Genomic DNA, 18,858 nt, shown 5'->3' with positions numbered 1-18,858 from the left:
AGCATAGCGAAGGATCTCCTGAATGCGGCATTGTGCTAGTCTCGGAGATCCTTCGCTATGCTCCCAAAGGCGTACGTCATGTCGAACGCAGAGAGACATCTCCTGATGTGTAGAACAGTGCTAATCCCGGAGATCCCTCACTATGTTCGGCATGACGGGCTATGTTAGGGTCACTGCCATTAAGTTAAGAGAATTTGTCATTCCCGCGAAGGCGGGAAACCATCTCTACATTGGCACTGTGCTTAGCTAGAAATAGTTTCCCGCCTTCGCGGGAATGACAAAACTACCCTTAACTTAATGGCAGTGTATGTTAGGGTGACGGGGAGACCTATTACTATGAGGGTTTCTAAGTCTGATTTTTAACAATTGCCAAATCCGACCAGCGCGTCGTGTAAGCCGGTGATTTTAATTCCGCGCGCATTGCCCAAGGCTTAGAGTACCCTTCTGCAGCAAGTCGAATGGTTTGACTGCCGTATTTATGATTAATTTCCTCAATGACCCGCATCATTTTTTCTTTAGTCAATAAAACCTCTTGCGCAGGTTGATGAAAGATATCCAGTTGCTGAGGATTTCTTGCGCTTAAATCCTCTAAACAGACCCCAACCTTTTTGTATTGATAACCTTGGCGAAACAGTTTTTTTAAACACAACTTTGCGACCTTAGTCAGTAAGCATAAATCATCTGTAGCATTGATTAATTTAAAATGCACACTCTTACAGTATTGCGGCAAATCGTCGCGAAAACCGTTGGTTTGCACGAACACAAAAAGGGCATGGGCAAGCAGGCCTTGTCGCCTTAATTTTTCCCAAGCCCTGGCGCAATGCGAGCTAATCGCTTCAGCAATCGGTTCATAATCCCTTTGCAAGCCACCAAAGGATTTAGATGACATGATTGATTGCTTTGGTTCGTCTATTGCAGGGCCAGCGCAAGACTTCCCTTGTAATTCCATAGCGGTGCGCATTAATACGACGTTGTACTGTTTTTTAAGCAGATGCGCATTCATTTGCGCTAAGTCAAAAGCAGTAAAAATCCCCTGCCCCACTAATTTCTTATGCCACTGACGTCCAATACCCCAGACATCGCCAACAGCAATTTTTTTGAGCCATTCACGTTGATTCGTCACATTAAAAACAGGTATTTTTAATTCTTTCTTAGAAATATGATTAGCCACTTTCGCAAGAGTCTTGGTAGGCCCTATACCAATAGAGGTAGGTATCCCCGTATATTTAAGGATCTTTTTTTGCAGCTGAATACAAAAGGATTCTTGTAAGGGCACAGGCAAAGAACTTAAATCCAGGAAGGCTTCATCAATGGAATAGACCTCAACCGCATCCCAAGACTCTTGAATCACCGACATCACGCGATGTGATAAATCGCCATAGAGTGTGTAATTTGAAGAAAAGACCTGTACCTTGTGTTGTTTGCATAGGGCTTTCACCTTAAAAAAAGGCTCCCCCATTTTAATGCCTAGTGCTTTCGCCTCATTCGAACGGGCAATCACGCAACCGTCGTTATTCGATAAGATGCAAATAGGTTTATCACGCAAATCGGGTCTGAATAAGCGCTCACAGCTGGCGTAAAAATTATTACAGTCAATAAGGGCAAACATGATTAATCCGCCTGATGAATAACAAAGGTTACAACGCCCCAAATCACCATCTCGAGGTCTTCACTAATATCAATGGGTGGATAGCGCTCGTTATCAGGTAATAACTGGATTCGCCCCTGAGTCGAACTCAACCGTTTTACTGTGAGTTCACCATTAACCGCCGCTATAACAATTTTTCCATGGGTGGGCGTCAAACTTCTATCGACAATCAGTAAATCACCGGACTGAATACCAGCGCCGGTCATGGAATCGCCAGAAGCCCGCACGATAAAGGTGCTTGCCTGATGCTGAATAAGATGTTCATTTAAATCAATATGCATCTCGATATAATCATCAGCAGGCGAGGGAAAGCCTGCACGAACCGAGCTTGCATAGAGGGGTAATTTTGCCAACATAGGCTTATCAAGAAAGGCGAAGACCTCTTCCACCCGAGAAATAGGTACCCTTATTTGTTTTGTTGACTCACCATAGCGCCCACCCTTTGGCCTCCCTGCTCCAGGCCTAGAACCACCTTTCACCATGAATAGACCTCATTGATTTATGTGACATAAATCAATGGTAGTTTGAATTTTCATCACTGTAAATCAGGCTTGGGATGGTTTCATGCCTTTTAGGGATTAACTTTTGGATTGTTAATGAGAAATATTTTTGTAGTTAGAGCCGCCCCATAGGTATCTACACAAATGTCCCTCCTTGTCTCAACATTAGGTCATCCAGAGCGTAGCGAAGGATCTCCTGAATGTGGCACCGTGCTAATCCCGGAGATCCTTCGCTACGCTCTGGATGACGTGTGTCTATTACAGTCACTTGTGTAGGTACCTATGCATCACTCTAAGAATCTAAAAGGCTTCTAACCCAAGCTTTAGCATCTAAACTGACTTCCTCATCCTCTAAAATCAATTCATAAACCGCAGTTTTGCGCGAAACCTCATCACCATACATCTCGTCTAAGGCCTCGTTCCAACGTACCAACAAAATAGAAGAAGGTGATTTACCTACTTGTTCAAGAATTCCATATAACCTGTCTCTCCAGTAAGCATGGGTCGCTTCTTTTAGCCAAGAGATAAGCTCTGGTGTTAAACCAACCTCAGCAAGCCCCTTTCCTTCTCCGAATCCTTTTTCCCATTTTTTAGTCCTTAGATGGGCGTATTTTTTACCATAGATTCCATTCACCCAAGCCATGTATTTTTTCCCGTATTGAATACCAATCGTTGACTTAGGATCCTGCTTGCTATTCGCTTTCAACTCATTCAACAACAGCTGCCAATTTTCCTCAAAAGCGGCTTTTTGTTCAGGAGTTGCCTTCGCTTTCATCTCTTTTTCAAAGGCGGCATATTGTTTTAACTCATCGGGGGTAAATATTTCTTTAACCCAGCCATGCTCAAGATTCTCTGTCATTCTATAAACCTCTATAAGTTGAATAATGGTTTTCCAAGGTATGGATTGATTGTCATTAACAGAGCCGATAATGCTTCTCAAGGTTTTCGCTCCCTCAAGCAAAGCCTTTGCTTTTTGTTCTAATACCTCAACCTGGCTGTTAAAATGCTGTAAGGCACCGCTTTCCCCAGAGAGTAGGGTTTTAATTTGTGACAGTTCAAAACCAAAAAACTTCAAAGCAATAATCTGTTGTAATTTCAATAAATCCTTTTCAGAGTAAACACGATAGCCATTGGTTAGCCGCAATGAGGGCTTGAGCAATTCTATGCGGTCATAATGGTGCAGAGTCTGCACCGATACACCGGTTAGTTTACTTAAGTCTTTTACGAACCATTGGGTCATCGTGCTTCCTCCTTAATTACCTAAGGTAAGGTCTATAGCAACAATAGGGTCAAGCATTTTTTTCCAAGTCATTAATGAGAAAATACAATTGCGTCAGCGCATCATTTTTAGCCCTGAAACTTGCAGGAACCTTGCTCTCTTTGCGCTCAGTCATATGGTCTGCAAAGGCAATCACACGGCCATCCTTCTCAATCCAACCGACGAACCATCCCTGTTGTTGACCCGAGCCTGTTTTTCCATAGAGTTTCCAACCGCCAAATAACTCCTGGATATAGAGGATTTTTTTAGTCATAGTGAAAGCCTTTGGGCTTAGCGCTAGCTTCTTATTGACGATTTGTTGGATAAACTGGATTTGTTCCATTGGCGAAATGGCCAGCGAACTTGAAAGCCAGGCACGGGTTAGACCATTATTTTTGCCCTTGTCGCCGGAGACATCCTGATTACCATAGTGAAAGGCATCAACATAGGCCTTAAACCGTTCCATACCCAAGTCTTGAGTCAAAACCTGCGAATACCAAACACAGGAATCTCTTATCCAGGAATGGGGATCTTTGGGGTATTGCTGTACATTAAAATAGAACTCATAGCCCTTTTTATAAGGCCATAGAGGATGCGATTCGTCTTTTAATATCCCAGAGTCAAAGCCCATAAGACTCAAGGCGATTTTAAAGGTTGATTGCGGCGCATAGCGCTGCTCGCAATCCTTACCTTCCTGTTTTAACAGGGTTTGATTTTCCTTGGCTAGAAAGCAGGTGCCTTCAGCCCAGGTGCTCGTGCAAAATAATAAGCCTAAGGCGATAAATGTTTTATTTACCATCATTTCAACCCACCATTCATTGCAACCTGACGAAAGACTGGAGCCGCTAAATCGCCGCCACTAGTTAGGGTCTGATAACCTTTATTTAAGGAGCCATTCTCAATGATTACCAGCATGACATAACGTGGCGCCGCAGCAGGTGCATAACCAGCAAATAAGGCAAAACGATTATCCTGAGAATCAACTATGGTTCCTGTCTTACCCGCGACAGCAACCCCAGGAAGAGCAGCAAGTTTTCCAGTACCATTTTTTACGGCCTGTTCCAACATAGAAGTCACGGATTCCGTGGTTGCCGCTGAAACAGCAGAGCCTGCTTGTGCATCAAACAAGCGCCCTTTATTGGCAAGGATGGCATAGGACTTTGTCAGGGTTTCTACTGTAACCGGTATATTCTCGCCAAGAGCCACCTCAGCCAGCTGTAAATCTTGATTTTGCTTCGCCTGCCAGCTAGTCATGTCAAAGCCAAAGTCAGTTAATTTTTTACGAATAACGGCGGCACCAGTCTCTTGCGAAACCTTAATAAGACAAACATTAATCGACTTTGCGACAGCCTCTGTTAATGAGGCAGAGCTAAGATCGCTATCGTAGTTTGTAAAAGCCTTACCCTCAACGTAATAGGGTGAACGACAATCATAGGTCTTTGTCGCAGAACTATGACCCGAATCAATTGCCGCAGCAGCAATAAAGGGCTTTATAGTAGAGGCCGGTGAAAATACTCGTGACCGCCAACTATTCTTAGCGGATTCAGCAAAGGCAATGATCTTGCCAGTACTTGGATCAGCAATGGCAATCACTCCCGATTTTGCATGATATCGATTAACAGCCGCGCTAATTTCCTTCTCAGCAATAGCCTGTAATTTAGGATTTAGGTGAGAGATATCGACTGCCTTTGCTTGCGGACTGGTTAATAAGCCAGTAGCCGAATAAGCAACACAGATTGGCGCTACAATTGCAAACCCCGCAAAGGCCATCCCTAGAAACAAGGGCTTAGAGACTTTGCCTGGATAGGTTGATAACATAGAAATTCTCCTGATAATAAAAGTACGGTCTTCATTTTCATTGTTCAATGCCATACCCACCGTGCATGCAAACCCTCGGTTTGATGGTAGAGAACTTTGAGAAACTGTCTGGACAACCTGAAACAGACAGTGGCCATAGTCATGCGCCGAAATTTTTGGCTGGCCAACCAATACTTCATCACATGAAAATTCTTGTAATTCACTTAAAACACGCTGCCATCGTTTGACAGCAGGATTTCCCCAAAAAATGAGGCGCAGGGCTTCAATAAAATAAGCCCAGAGACAATCCCCATTGCGATGGTGTTGTCCTTCATGAGCAATCGCAATCTTCACATTCCTGGGAGAAGACAATAGGGAAACAGGCAGTAGGATATAAGCCTTATTGAATAAATAAATGGAAAAAGGGATATGGCAGCGATGAGAAACTTTGATCAGCAACTTGCCCGAGCTTCGATAAGGAATGGCCTCATTGAGCATTAGGCGCAACCTAGCTAAACCCGATAATAGCTGGTAAGCACGAAAGGCGATGAGCAAAGCAAAGATCAGATAAGAAAGCTGACTATAACTAATAGAACTCAGAGTAAACTCGGGTGCAGAACTTGGGGATAAGCTTGCCGGCTCCCCTTTTAAAATCGGTTGACTCGCATAGTTTTGCAGCACATCAAGAGATATATAGTGAAGTTGCTTGGGTGTTGGATTAAGGCTAAGGCAATGCACTAACAAAGGTGAAACCACACAACTGATTAATAAGAGGCGTGCTAATTTCAGTTTAAAAGTCGGTTGTTTTACCCACCAAGGGCGACTTATGAGCCACGAACTCGCCAAGAGCAAGCAATGAATGCTCAGTAAAATTTCTATAAATAGCATCAGAGCTCCTCAGCAACACTTAATTGTTTCAGCGCTTCTTCTATCATTTGAATATCACCCTGTTGCAGTTTATTAGCACTCAAAAGCCTTTGCACAAGCGCAACAGGTTCGCCATCAAAGACATTGGCAACGATGTGATCGATACAAGTACTTTCATAGTCAGACTTGGTAACCAAGGGGACAAAAACATGGGCATAAGAGCTTTTTTGACATTCGAGAAAACCTTTTTGCTCAAGCACCTTAATAACCGTTGCTACAGTGGTATAAGCTAAAGGTCTTTCTGCCGACAGTTGTGCCACTACTTCTTTGATGGTTACCTTTTCAAGGCTCCAAATAATAGTCATTAATTCAAGCTCTACCTCAGTAAGGATGCGCTCCTGAGCTTGAGCTGATGAAATTTTTTTTATGGACATTGTCTTCTCCGGCAACAAAAAGGGTTGTCTACTATTTTCTTAGTAGATGGATGTTACTATAAAAATAGTAGAGATGAAATAGGGGTGGAAAAGAGCGGTTTAAGTGCCAAACATGTTAATTAATGATACGATTGCGCTTTTTTATAGCATCTCATGGGGGTTTTAATGTTAGATCTTATTCGTTTGTGGGAAAACACCTTATCTCAACCTACAGATACAGAGCAGTTTCCTCGCTCTTATGCTCAGGACACAAAACAAGCCGCAATTAATTTTGATACGAATACAACCCAATCAAGTTTTGAGTTTACAGAATCCCCAAAGGTTATTTTTGTGAAAAATACTTCATCTTTAGAACCTGCTGATTTTTATGATGATTTACCAGGAGTTAATCTAACTAATGAAGAAGAAGAGGCTCGACTTGCAGTAGTTAGAGAACAAGAAAGCAAAAATCCGCGTTTTTATGATGGCGAACAAATGGTTATAACAGGCGTAACCTATGATGAAAGTGCTAATACGCTCTATTTAGAAGCCAAAAAAGTGCCTTACTCTTTTATTGTTGCGCTTAGTAATAAAAAATTCCCTGTGGATAGTACCCTTTATCAGCTTAATTTTTTTAAAACGGGTGTTCTTGCTCCATTAATCACTCGTAACGGCTTTTCAATGTTATTACAAAGAGCAGCGCTTGGATTATATTCATTTCCAGGCGGTTTTCTAGAAGCACATGATGCAGAAAAAAGGCTAAATTTTCATGATGGGAGTAATTTAGTTGTTGAAACGGCTACCTCTGAATTAAAAGAAGAGCTCGTAGGTATTAAGGATACAGATAAGTTACGCTTCGAATTTTCTAAACCACAAATTACTGCTATTTCCTTTAGAAAAACAGGGACTAATCCAATTGGAACAGTCGAGTTTGTTGCTCCTTGTTATGCTGATTGTCATAGTAGTTATTTACAACAAGTTTTTCTTACTAACCAGGCTAAAGATGCGCATGAACATACAGCTAAACATGCGTTAATACCTCTAGACTCTCAAGAACGAGATATCCTTTTAGAGGAGTTGTTAACTGGCCCTGTTAGATTGCCTGGAGCAAGCTTATATCTACCCGTAGCCTTGAGTTTAACTCGTCTCGAGAATCAGATTCGAATGATGGCTTTACCTAGAGCGATTCCTAATAGTTCATCGGTTGCATGGCCATTAAGTATATTCTCAGCAAAACCAATGAAATCTTTAGCTGCACCCACAGCTGAGTCAGATGATGAGGTATACAACGAAGGATTCAACTTAATTTCGTAATAGAGCATCCAATGGCGTCAACTTAAGTAAATTTATGCCGCCCCCCTCTCTCTAACTCTCTCCCCAAGGGGCGAGAGGACATATCGTCTTCGAACCAGGGGTATTGCTCTTTAAGTTGACGTCATTGACAGATCATCTCCCTACCCCCACTGCCATTAAGTTAAGGGCATCTGTCATTCCCGCGAAGGCGGGAAACCATCTCTACATTGGCACTGTGCTTAGCTAGAAATAGTTTCCCGCCTTCGCGGGAATGACAAAACCTTCCTTAACTGGAGTGACCTATTACTCCACGCCTATCCCTCTTAATCTTTAAACGCACCCAAAACACCGTGATAAAAGAAATGATTTCTTACCGAAATATCCCCAGAAAAAGGAAAATCGAAAGCAAAGGCGATTGCTAAATTAAATCCCATCACCACGGCAAAAATAATAATAGGAATTAAATCAGCAAAGGATGACCAACCACGTACCCCACCCATAATCAGCGCTAAACTTATCGAAGCCACAATGAGGGCTGAACTCAGGCGCTCAGGGATAACACTATATAAATGATTAATGCGATCTCGCCGAAGTTTCTGAATGGTATTGAGATTGCCCAAAGCCAGTTGATAATAGATTTGCTCAATTTTAGTCGTCGGTTCAAAGGATTGCATGGCTCGGTACAATTCGGTGACGGCACCAGCCGCATCGGGGCTTTCTTTGCCATTTTTCATAGATTTCCACTCCTTAACCCTTACAGCAATCGCATAATCCTGAAGAGCCTTTGTGATTTTAACTCTTGGTTTCTCAGGCAAAATCTCGACATTGCGCATCATAACTGCCACTGCATTCGCTTCTTGAGCAGCACTATCCTGTGCTCTTAATAAGGTATTCCAGGTCGTGATAATAATAAAGGCTAATAACACAGAGAATCCACCACTAAGAATAGCAAGCACTGTATTAGAGCGATCAAACTGATTTTTATCATTCGGTATTGAAAAACATCGGGAGGAAAGATAAGCAGCTCCCAGAGTGAGTATTACGAGTAGACTAATACAGCTAAATTCCATCCACCAAAATGGGATAACATCAATGACCTTACGAAGCATCCTGCACCTAAATCTAAAAAAATGTTAGCTGGTTATTACCTTAGCAGGAAGTGATTTGGGGAGCAATAATGGGCTAAGACGAAAATAAAGTGCCTAGGTACCACGTATAAAGAACAGTACCTAGGCGGCAAAAGCATCCTGCGGCTCTCGCCACAAGGTCACCCCCACACCGTCATTGCTTCGTCACTACATTCCTTGCAATGACATGACAAGGATTAGACAGCCAGTGTTGGCGCACTAGCCGGGACATATTGACTGCTACAAACAAGAGCTATGACTAAGTCCATATAATCTTTTAGTGCATTCTTGAGAGCAGAGTCAGGCCTTAATAGCTCAAGAACTGGCTTAGAGCTTGAACGTTCATAGAGAGCTGTTCCTTCATTCTCTCTAACCTGGGCAATAATGCTCAGAAGTGTGGTCGCAATCTCTGCTTGTTCTACAACACTAACTGTTGGTGGCGCTAAGAATGTTGCTGATAGGTATGAGCTAATAATACCCAGAGAACCCTCTGCTTTAGACTTACCTTCTTGAAACCCTCTTAATGCTGCCTCAAGTCCGTCCAATCTAGCAGAATCAAGGTAGAGCTGACAGTAATGACCACCTAAACCAACAATGCGGAATAGAAATGCCATGTCATGTTTGGTTATACCTACAAGGTCCTCAAGATATGGTTTAATTTCCTTACCACCAATCACCACTGTCGCATTAAACGAGCCATATTGAGGGTTATTGATAACAGTCCTATCAATCCCTATTGTTTCATAGCCCTCACCATTTAGCAGACTTGCTAAGGCAACAGCATCTTTTTCATTTCTAAACGACAACTGCAGCTGTACTTCGTCAGTATCAGAATAACCCAACTGCACTAAGGGGATTTCGCCAGTAGCAGGAAGCTCTTGACCAGGACTTACTAACATCAATGAAGCCGCCCCAACAGCCGCACGAACACCACTGAACTTTTGGTAGATTGCAGTTAAATCAGGTTTAGTGAAAAAAGGCAATGCTACAGTTGCTGTGTCGCTCTTGCTCTGGGGTATTAAGTCTTCTGCACTATAAGCGATTCCATTATCCACCGCGTATTTTAAGGCATAGATACCGTTAGAAAGCGCTTTAGATTGCTTCTGTTTGCGGTTCTCAGACATCTCGATAACCTTCTCAGACGGAATCGCATTGTTCTGTGATTGAATTTCAAAAATTATTCTATCTCTGATATCAATAGCAGGAACAAGCTCTGTCGAACAGGGTTGTCTAGTCAAGGGATTAATGGGATGAGCACCACAACTAGTAAACCAAGCTTTAAGTGACGCCTCATCGAAGACCTGCTGTTCAGGCTGTCCTTTGATTCTTACTGGCTTAGCCATAACTTCTAAGCTGATGGGATCAACATAGCCCTTATCTTGAAAAATTTGTTCGTCAGCAATGCTACCAAGCAGGTTATCAGAGATAGGATCTTGCTCCTCAAGTTTTAGCTTCTTATAAGTAGCCAGACAGCCATCAAGAACGCCTGCAAGACCTCGTGCAGCATAATCTCTACGCGCTTTAATAACAGCTGTTGGCGTGCTTAAATCATAGACAGAAGGGTGATTAGAGGGATCAATAATAAACAGACTATCGGAACCTTGGGGATGGTAACTGAGCCAGGAGTGAGCTGTTTGACCATCTTCGGAAATCCCGAAAAACTGACGAACAGAACCATTAGCTAACTGCCCCTTCTTGACTAAATCAGCAACAAATTGAGCAGATAACAAGGACTGATGTCGAGACTCGCCCTCAGCAGTATTTACAAAGTCCTCAAAAGGAATACAAGCAATATAATTACCGCCAAGCTGAAGAGACTGTTTCGAGTGATAACTCCAAGTGTGAATCTTTGAACGTGTAAAAGTGCTCTTAACTTGCTCTGCAACAGTCTCTAATTTGCCCTGGGCAGTTATTTTTCCTTTAATCGCCCCACCTAAGGACTTAAGTTTTGCTTGAATCACAGGACTATTTTGATCAATAAGAACCGCGTGGTCTTTACTAAAAGCAGCACTAAAGGAAATGAGATAAGGGTTTTGACTTTTCACATAATCGATATCTGAGCCGGCTAAGCGATACTCATTTTCTTCTAGAGCTAGGCTCTTAGTCTCAGGGTTATAATTATCCAAGCCTGTAAGCCCAAATTTCACATATTCAGCGATTACCCCTGACGATACACTAGTGGTTCCGGAATCGCTTTTCGCTGCCTTAGCCTGATTATCATCCTCCAAGACTCCATAGAGCGACTTGATAATCGTTACCAGGTTAGAACGAACACGCTTTACCAAATCACTATCGGATGCATAAGCAGGAGAAAGTAATGACAGAATCTCCCTCTCAAGTTCTACAGCCCTTTGTTTTTTGTGCGCATCATAGGTCTTCCAATCCACATAAGGCACCTCATCCTTCTGAAGCAATAATTGATTCGCATACAAGGCCACAATATCCCTATCTACCCTAGCAATCTCAGATAGGTTTTGCATTGTGCTAAGCTGCTTGTTATCAAAGGTAGAGGTTAAAGCAAGAGTCACCTCATTAGGCATTTGATCTAATTCAAAAACATAAGTCCCTGGTTCATCTACAAATAAGACACCTAGATTCTGTGCTTGTTCAGAGGCAAAATTATCAGCAGTTACACTAAGTTTTAACTCAGTACTCTCTGCAAGATGAGGATTAATAAATTTTGCCGCAGTATTAAAGCCAGCTGCCATCGAGTTCCCATTGCTAATATGGATTGTCGTGTCGAGGCCGGTTAATTTACCAAAGCCAGCGAGGAATTGTGGTTTGTAATGCCGGCCAACGCCCATAGAAACGATAATTGGGGCAATATCTGAACCCAAACGCTGTTTTAGCAGTTCCACTTCATTTTCAGCTGTTATCGTTGTGCCATTCTCACCATCAGTCAATAAAACAATGCTGGTATTGGCAACATCGTCGACCTGAACAGGGTAAGAGCCGCCATTACCTATAAGTGCCAAGCCTTTTTGTATTTCAGTTCCACCTCCAGTAGATATCTGGCTTATTTTTTTCAAGGCAGCTTGTGCTTCGCTCTGTTTTGTTTTGGCAACAAGCACTTCTGGTTTTCCGTCATAAACAATAACGCTGAAGCTATCATCAGGGTGTAAGGCCTTACGAACCAGCTGTTTTGTAGCTTCCTTAACCATCTCAATGGCACCGTAGTATTTCATACTTCCGCTTCTATCAAGAACAAAAACAACATGCTGTGGTTTTCTCTCAATAGCCGGCGTCACACTAGCTTTAACTAATACTTTCTTGTTATCAGTGGGATGACGGCTGATTTTTAACTCATAACCCTTCTTTTGAGAAGCAACTGTGGCTGTAGTCGTGGTGGTTGTTTGTACCACGGCTTTTTTCGGCAACTCTTTGTCCTTGTCCTTCCCATGGCTAGGTTTCACTTGAGATAAGAGCGGAACAAAGTGTAATTTGCCTTGATGAACAAGTAGCACAGGCTCCTTACCAATTACATCCTGAGGTAAACCACTCAATTGTGTATAGCCAGTTTTAGTCGCCTTAAAGACAGCAGGAATTAATGAACCATTGTCAGGGTCAATAATTAACTCAACCACATAAAGGGCGTCTAAATTCAACTTGCGACAAAGGATCTTGCCTTCAACAGAGGGTCTACCCCAGATTGGTGATCTACCATAGAAATCAGCCTCTAACTGTGCTTTGTTATATTTAACAAAGGCATAGTCATCACCCAGTTCAAGTCCATTATCAGCCTTATTCCATGCATTGACCTCTGCCTTATTAGCGAAAAAGTATTCTTGGCAGAGGAGTCGTAGATAGTTTTCGCTGTAGATGTCGGTGTTACCTAATTGATTTAAGGTTTGTGCCAAGCTATCGAAAAAACAACCGCCATCATCAATTGCTTCACCGAGGGTAAAATTGTCTGATAGGTTCAACAGTTTCATCAGCGCTTGCAACTCAGCTTGTGAATTAGTGATGCCTTTCTTCTGAGCAGGCACCTGCTCTACAACCATTTGTTCAGGTGCTTTTGCTGGTTGCAAAGCGGCGAGATCCATAGTTGCAACAACCGCTGGTAGCAGTTCAACGACATAGGGATTTAAGTTAGCTTTACCGCAATAGGCTACCTTGGTTTTGCTCAGCTGTTCTGCCAATATTTTGAACTTTTCTTGCTTTTCTTGATTGGCAAAAATAAATTGCACCAATCCTAAAGGTTGCTTTTGGTTATGCTCAGCATTGCCAGCAATATAATTCAGATTTTTGAAAATAATCTTGTCAGCTTGACCAGCAGCTAACAACTGGTGAGCCTTGCCTTCAATGGCTTTGCGTTTTGCAAGACTGTCATTCTCAGCTGTGGTTGTTAGAGTTTGACTCTGCGCTGTTGGTACAACTGTAGTTGTCGTAGTTTGACTTTGAACTGTTGGCGCAACCGTGGTTGTCGTAGTTTGACTCTGAGCCTCTGGTGCTAGTTGAACACTGCTTGCGGATATCGTTTTGAAAATTTCTGCATTATCGCGTAAGAAATTTGCTTGTTTATTCTGAACTGATTGGGCTTGTTGCTGATAGACATTTTCAGTCATAGTAAGTTGTTGGTTAAGACTATTAGCAAAATTCTGCACAACCTCATGGACAACGCGTTGACCACCGTGGCCATCAAAGATAGCAAAATAGCTTGTGTTTGTATTTTGCGGGTTGTAAGTCATTACTGAAGCAGAAACGTTATCACCTGAACCATCTGCGATTGCTTGTTCGGCAAGCAGCCTTGCAAGCTCAGACTCAGGCAGATTTCCGGGTTGGCCATTGTTGATAGCATCTAAGCATTGATACAAATATGTATGATGCTCGATGTCCAAAGAATTCTCAGCAGGCTCAGTAACCCCATCACAAGTCATGATGAATTGCATTTTGCCAACTGCAAGACCCTTGGGATTCAGAGCCTTTTGCATTTCATCGAGCGAATAAATCCCCAGTGAAGCATCTGAACTGATTACCTCACTAACTACCTCTCCATAGGTGTTATGCTGATGGTCACCAATAGCTCTTGCTACCGCCAACGATCCGTTAACTCGACCAAAAAATACTTTCCCACCTTGTGATTCAATGCGTGCCCTCTCATTCTTTTGGGTAGGCTTATGCAAATCCTGGGTAACGCGGGTAGCACCTATTACTTTTCCTTCGGGACTATAAAGAACCGCAAAGAGTACAGAATCAGCAAGATTCGCAGTGATAAGATGCTTTTGATGAACACTGGCTATACAAGCGGTGGTGCCTTGGTTTTTCATCTGAGGCTGATTAGTTTCTTGTTGTTTAACTAGGTCATCAACGTTTTTGAGCGCTGTCCACATCCGTTCAGCGACTTGAGCTGGACTTAGCTCCACAGCAGAGTTCAATTGCACAAAAAGACCGCCGTCTTCTTGGCTAGGTCTATTTCCCTGCAAATGTATATCGCCATAGCCTCCGGCTTGATGATGGCTTTCGGGCTCATTATTTAGCGGACTGTATTGTAAAACTTCAGCAGCCAAATGATTACCTGGGCTCATCTCATCTTTTTTCATCTTACTCTCCACGTGGAACAAAAATTTAGTGCTATATTTAACCACTTGGCTTTGTTTGCAGGCAAAGTAATTGTCTTGATATCTGGTATTTATTGTTTGAATATCATTTAATTTTCAATTTGTTATAGTTTTTTTTTGTAAATTAGCAGCACTTTTCTCTTAGGTTCTATTAGCAAAGAATTGTTGCTTAAGTTGAATGTAGCCTAGATGCAACCAAGCGAAATCCGGGAGCAGTGGTACGACTTCCCGGATTTCGCTTCGCTGCATCCAGGCTACGGACTAATCGCAAGGTGGAAGAATATTTACAAACAGCGTTCTTTAATAACCTTAATGAGCCACTGTAAGGGTTGATAATTATCAAAACGCTTATGATAAAAGGCATTGATCGTAAACGTTTTTTTAGGGAAGGGCAGCAGTTTTATCTCAAACTGCTGCTTGTCATTTAAGAACTCAGCTAAATATCGTGGAACAATGGCTAGATAATCCGTATCGCGAATAACCTCAAGCGCACTAATTAAATTGGATACTGTTATTTTAATATTTCTTTTAAAACCAAAATCAACCCATTGTTTCACTAAGGCCTGCTCAATAAATTGTATGTTTACATGTTCTGAGACCATAAATAGGTCTTGAGTCAATTCTTGATCAGCCAAAGGATGTGAGCTACGCATCGCACAAGCCATCTCCTCTTCAAGTAAAAACTCCTTTCTTATACTATTTCCATGGGGTAAAAAATCGGCACCAATAGTCAAATCAACTTTAGTCGCTAATAATTTATCTAAATCCAAGCTCTCAGCCACCCAGGCTGTTTTTAATGAAAAATTAGGCGCATATTGCGCTAGATAGGCCGATAATTTAGATAAAATCAGCAATTCACCATGGCTTCCTAAAATCAAATTAAAGGTCGCTACTTCAGTGCTTGGATCAAATTCTTCATTGCTAAAGATTTCATTAGCATGAGTTAAAAAGGTTTTAATCTTAGGCATCAACGCTAGGGCTTTAGGGGTGGGTTTAAGGCCATGTGATTCACGAATAAATAAGGGATCTTCGAAGATATCTCTTAACTGCTTCAAAATCGCACTCATTGCGGTCTGGCTAAGATGAGCTTTGCTAGCAGCTTTTGAAACAGAGCATTCTGTTAACAAGGTATCAAAATGAATTAGTAAATTTAAATTTACACGGTTCAAGTCCATGAATTAATGCGCCTATTATTAGTGAGTCCCCGAGTTTTTACGGGAACTCGAGCCTTTAGTCAAAGTATAGTTAATTTTGGCGAGAATTTAAAAAGAAGGACTATACGATAAACCATCCTCTGCATACTTTGATTGTTCTGGCGGCGGGAAAAAAGTATTACCAGCAAACTGCGCGTACTCCGTTAAGGCTTTGGCTTCAACACTAAATGAGGTTTGCTCTCGATGAACGCAGTGTGCCAATTTATGGGCTGCTACAGCGGATAACATAACGGCGGAGAGAATTGTTCCTGCAGTGCTGCCTGCCGATAAGACAGTGGCAGTAATGGTAATGACATATAAAGCAATGCTTGCTAAGGCAATTACAGAACCTATAAAGAGTTCATATTTATCAAGCCTAGAGGCCTCATAGTCGCCCTCATTGATTAATTTTGCCAGTTGGATAGTCGCTGCTAGATCATTGGGTTGGCAGACAACAGCATCGGCAGCCTCAATACATTCACGTAATTTTTGGATTCGTTCGATTGAGGGCGAGCTTTCCCGCAGGAGATCACTTGCTAAATCTTCACCTGTTAGCAATACAGCCCACGCTGGTTCACTAAGGAAGGCCGCTTTAGCATCTTTGCTATGGTTTCTCAGGCGGATGAGCGCTACCTGCAATTCTGTGATTTCCTCGTTTAATTCAACATCTGCAAAATTGCTTGGCGAATATAAGGCATGCCCGCGATCTTCAGATGAGTTTTCTAATCCCTTTAATCTTGCGGCGATAGACAAGTTAGCCATTGACTCTGAGAACAGAGTATTTTTGATTTCACCAGTTAGGAAATAATAAAGCTGCCCCAAACCAACACCCAGGCTGCTAGCCTCTGCAGTGATTACCCAGGCAGTAATGATCAATGAAATACCATGACTAGCTACAGCCTCAAAGAGCGCATGAGCTAATAAGGCAGCGGCAGCAATGATGTGAAGAACTGCGTAGGTTGTTTTCTCTTTATCACATTGAAAGCGCTTATAGTCACTCTTGGTAACCAAGGCGTCTAGTTTAAGAATTTCAGCCTGCTGGCCAGGGTTTTTAATGACCAAAATCGTTTGTTGCAGGCAGGCATTTAAATTCTCCACACGCGGCAGCGCGGGATTTTTCTCAGCCAATAGGTCGATAACAAAATCTTGGCTGGCATAAAAGGCTTGTATAGCCATGGATCTTAAAGCCTGGTTATCCTTTACAAGAGCAGCCTCTCTGCCTAGCTCATCAAGAGTCTTAAGTAAGTCAGATATTGCAACAATCCGTGCCTCATCCTCTTCATAGTCCTCTCTAAACTGCCTATAACGCTCTTTTAGCGCAGGAATAAGATAATGAAATCCGCCCTTTTCCGCCGGCAAATTCAGGGGAAAACTTAAAGAGCTTAATAATTTTGCTGTGCTTGGTTGGTTAGCAACCAATAAAAAACTTTCCAGTTTTTCTTCAAGAATATCTTGGCTAGCAAAACGACTTCGTGGATGAGGAGCAGTCTGAAATATAAAGGCACGCCCCCTGTTAATCGTATTTACGACAGCATCTATCGAAGCTAGCGCATAGTGCTTAGCGGAAGAGCTAAAAGCCCTCAATTCAAATGCTGAGGAGCGAAGCATTTTTTCTAGGGCTGTCCTGGCTTTCTTATTATTGGGCTCAGTTAGAACAGCCCTTGTTAAGGCGATACAACTCGCTAGGTTTTCAGCTATGTGCGCTTTTCCCCGCTCATCCATTGGCGATTTAGCATTGAGCAAATTAATCGCTATCAGATAGGCTCGACTCAAAACTACGGCAGCCGCCTGGCTTAGTCTAGTGTCTTCAGACTGAATTAAATGGCGCAGCTGAGATAATTCAGTCTGCAAATTATCAGGAAACTCTTTTCTAGGCCTTTGAGCCATAAGCGATTTGAATTTCTTAGCAAGAATAGTTAGCTCTGTTGTGCTAGACATAATAATTCTGAAGGTTTTTCTGTGGCTGGCGATTATAACAAAGCGTTTAACCCATTCTTTAATTTTGATATTTCTGTTACAAATCTTACCAAAGTGGGAAGAGTGGGAGCAGTGAATTTTAAATGAAACCTTGATTGCACTGCGTGCATCAAGGTTTCCTTAGATAAGGATAATCATCAATTATGCCTTGCGGGTTGGCTCACTTATCCTGCCTAAAACCCTTATCTGTAAGGCTTTTAGACACTTATGTAGGTACGCATGGGCAAGCTGCGGGAATTCGCAAAAAAGCGATCAGCAATCATTCGTTACATTTTGTCCGGCAAACGGTAGGGTCAGATACCCAATTGGGATTCAGGGTTGTTTCGAAAGTTGGTCAATTGCCACGGTTGTCCTGAATAAACCATTCAGTCCAGCAGTGAGCTTCTGCATCAGCAATTTGATTAAGCAAGAAGGATTTCTCTTTGATAGTCCATATTCCACCTAGCCAAGCTATTAGAACTTTAGTTTCAACTATAAAAAGAATGATTGAGGTCATTAAATATGGACAAACTAGCAGCTAACCAAGCTATATGAGCAATTAATCAATACTCGATTCAGTTGTTATACTTTCTGATCTATTTCGAATGTTAAAACACAATTTTTATAATTATTGCTAAAAACATTTGCAAATTATTCGAGAATTATATTAATCTGGATGAGACCCACAAGTATAAGGAGATCAACATGGGCAAAAGCAAAATAGACAAAGAAAATGCTAATGTTGCAAATGAAGAGCACAAAGCTAATCCAACCCCACCGATCCTAAAATTACAAAGCTTTTTTAATCAAAAACCACAAGCTGCGCCCTTAGAAACCCGTGAGACACCACAGAAACAAAAACCAGCTGAGCGTGAATTGAACTTGCAATCGACCACTGACTTTTTATTAGCGGCAATTTTGGAAGAATTGCAAAAGCAGAACATGCTTTTGCTCATGAAACAAATGGCAAAACAAGCAAAAGAGGAAGCGAAGGAACAAGCTGCTGCAGAAGAACAAGCTAGAGATGATGAGCGCTTTGCAGGAATCAGCTCTTCGATGTATCTTTAAAGGCTTAGCCCCATAGCCACTGCCATTAAGTTAAGGGCATTTGTCATTCCCGCGAAGGCGGGAAACCATCTCTACATTGGCACTGTGCTTTGCTAGAAATAGTTTCCCGCCTTCGCGGGAATGACAAAACCTTCCTTAACTTAACGTCAGTTATGGATAAGCACATTATTTAAAGGGAGA

13 protein-coding genes are annotated in these 18,858 nt (G+C 42.1%); 2 read left to right on the top strand and 11 right to left on the bottom strand.

Annotated elements, in window-relative coordinates; genetic code table 11:
- Positions 1-346: 346 nt before the first annotated feature.
- The 6 genes from BN1094_RS04210 to BN1094_RS04185 all read right to left on the bottom strand — a co-directional run bounded on the left by BN1094_RS04210 (position 347) and on the right by BN1094_RS04185 (position 6,504).
- Positions 347-1,609, bottom strand: coding sequence for a Y-family DNA polymerase (locus tag BN1094_RS04210; RefSeq protein WP_043873094.1), 1,263 nt, complete (start codon positions 1,607-1,609; stop codon positions 347-349).
- A 2-nt stretch (positions 1,610-1,611) separates the two neighbouring features.
- Positions 1,612-2,130 (bottom strand): LexA family protein, encoded by a 519-nt coding sequence (locus tag BN1094_RS04205; protein ID WP_043873093.1) that lies wholly within the window; start codon positions 2,128-2,130, stop codon positions 1,612-1,614.
- Positions 2,131-2,440: 310 nt separating this feature from the next.
- A complete protein-coding gene (locus tag BN1094_RS04200) occupies positions 2,441-3,388 on the bottom strand; it encodes a MerR family transcriptional regulator (RefSeq protein ID WP_043873092.1) in 948 nt (315 codons plus the stop codon).
- Between the two features lie 49 nt (positions 3,389-3,437).
- Positions 3,438-4,208 (bottom strand): class D beta-lactamase, encoded by a 771-nt coding sequence (blaOXA, locus tag BN1094_RS04195; protein WP_043873091.1) that lies wholly within the window; start codon positions 4,206-4,208, stop codon positions 3,438-3,440.
- Positions 4,205-6,091: a M56 family metallopeptidase gene (locus tag BN1094_RS04190; protein ID WP_043873090.1), complete on the bottom strand. Its 1,887-nt coding sequence runs from the start codon at positions 6,089-6,091 to the stop codon at positions 4,205-4,207. The genes blaOXA and BN1094_RS04190 overlap by 4 nt, the downstream gene beginning before the upstream one ends.
- Complete coding sequence (locus tag BN1094_RS04185) at positions 6,091-6,504, bottom strand: BlaI/MecI/CopY family transcriptional regulator (RefSeq protein WP_043873089.1); 414 nt, start codon at positions 6,502-6,504, stop codon at positions 6,091-6,093. The genes BN1094_RS04190 and BN1094_RS04185 overlap by 1 nt, the downstream gene beginning before the upstream one ends.
- A 165-nt stretch (positions 6,505-6,669) precedes the next feature.
- On the opposite strand from BN1094_RS04185, the gene BN1094_RS04180 reads away from it, so the two are divergent.
- On the top strand, positions 6,670-7,797 hold the full coding sequence (locus BN1094_RS04180) for a hypothetical protein (RefSeq protein ID WP_052403126.1): 1,128 nt from the start codon (positions 6,670-6,672) through the stop codon (positions 7,795-7,797).
- A 302-nt stretch (positions 7,798-8,099) separates the two neighbouring features.
- Here BN1094_RS04180 and BN1094_RS04175 read toward each other — a convergent pair whose 3' ends face one another.
- The 5 genes from BN1094_RS04175 to BN1094_RS19760 form a co-directional block, all read right to left on the bottom strand.
- A complete protein-coding gene (locus BN1094_RS04175) occupies positions 8,100-8,885 on the bottom strand; it encodes a bestrophin-like domain (RefSeq protein WP_043873088.1) in 786 nt (261 codons plus the stop codon).
- Between the two features lie 215 nt (positions 8,886-9,100).
- Entirely contained in the window at positions 9,101-14,443 is a 5,343-nt protein-coding gene (locus BN1094_RS04170; protein ID WP_043873087.1) for a VWA domain-containing protein, read from the bottom strand.
- A gap of 302 nt (positions 14,444-14,745) precedes the next feature.
- Entirely contained in the window at positions 14,746-15,636 is an 891-nt protein-coding gene (locus BN1094_RS04165; RefSeq protein ID WP_043873086.1) for a LysR family transcriptional regulator, read from the bottom strand.
- An 87-nt stretch (positions 15,637-15,723) separates the two neighbouring features.
- The gene (locus tag BN1094_RS04160; protein WP_043873085.1) at positions 15,724-17,592 is read right to left on the bottom strand and encodes a hypothetical protein; all 1,869 of its coding nucleotides are present in this window, start codon (positions 17,590-17,592) and stop codon (positions 15,724-15,726) included.
- Positions 17,593-17,965: 373 nt separating this feature from the next.
- Positions 17,966-18,127 carry a hypothetical protein gene (locus BN1094_RS19760; protein WP_176695254.1) on the bottom strand — a complete coding sequence of 54 codons (162 nt, stop codon included), beginning with the start codon at positions 18,125-18,127 and terminating at the stop codon, positions 17,966-17,968.
- A 188-nt stretch (positions 18,128-18,315) separates the two neighbouring features.
- Between BN1094_RS19760 and BN1094_RS04155 the strand changes: the two genes are divergently transcribed.
- Complete coding sequence (locus BN1094_RS04155; RefSeq protein ID WP_052403125.1) at positions 18,316-18,678, top strand: hypothetical protein; 363 nt, start codon at positions 18,316-18,318, stop codon at positions 18,676-18,678.
- Positions 18,679-18,858: the final 180 nt, after the last annotated feature.

Source organism: Legionella massiliensis (assembly GCF_000756815.1).
Taxonomy (GTDB): domain Bacteria; phylum Pseudomonadota; class Gammaproteobacteria; order Legionellales; family Legionellaceae; genus Tatlockia; species Tatlockia massiliensis.
Note: the sequence above shows the minus strand (reverse complement) of the source record. Positions and strands in the feature narration are given on the sequence as shown.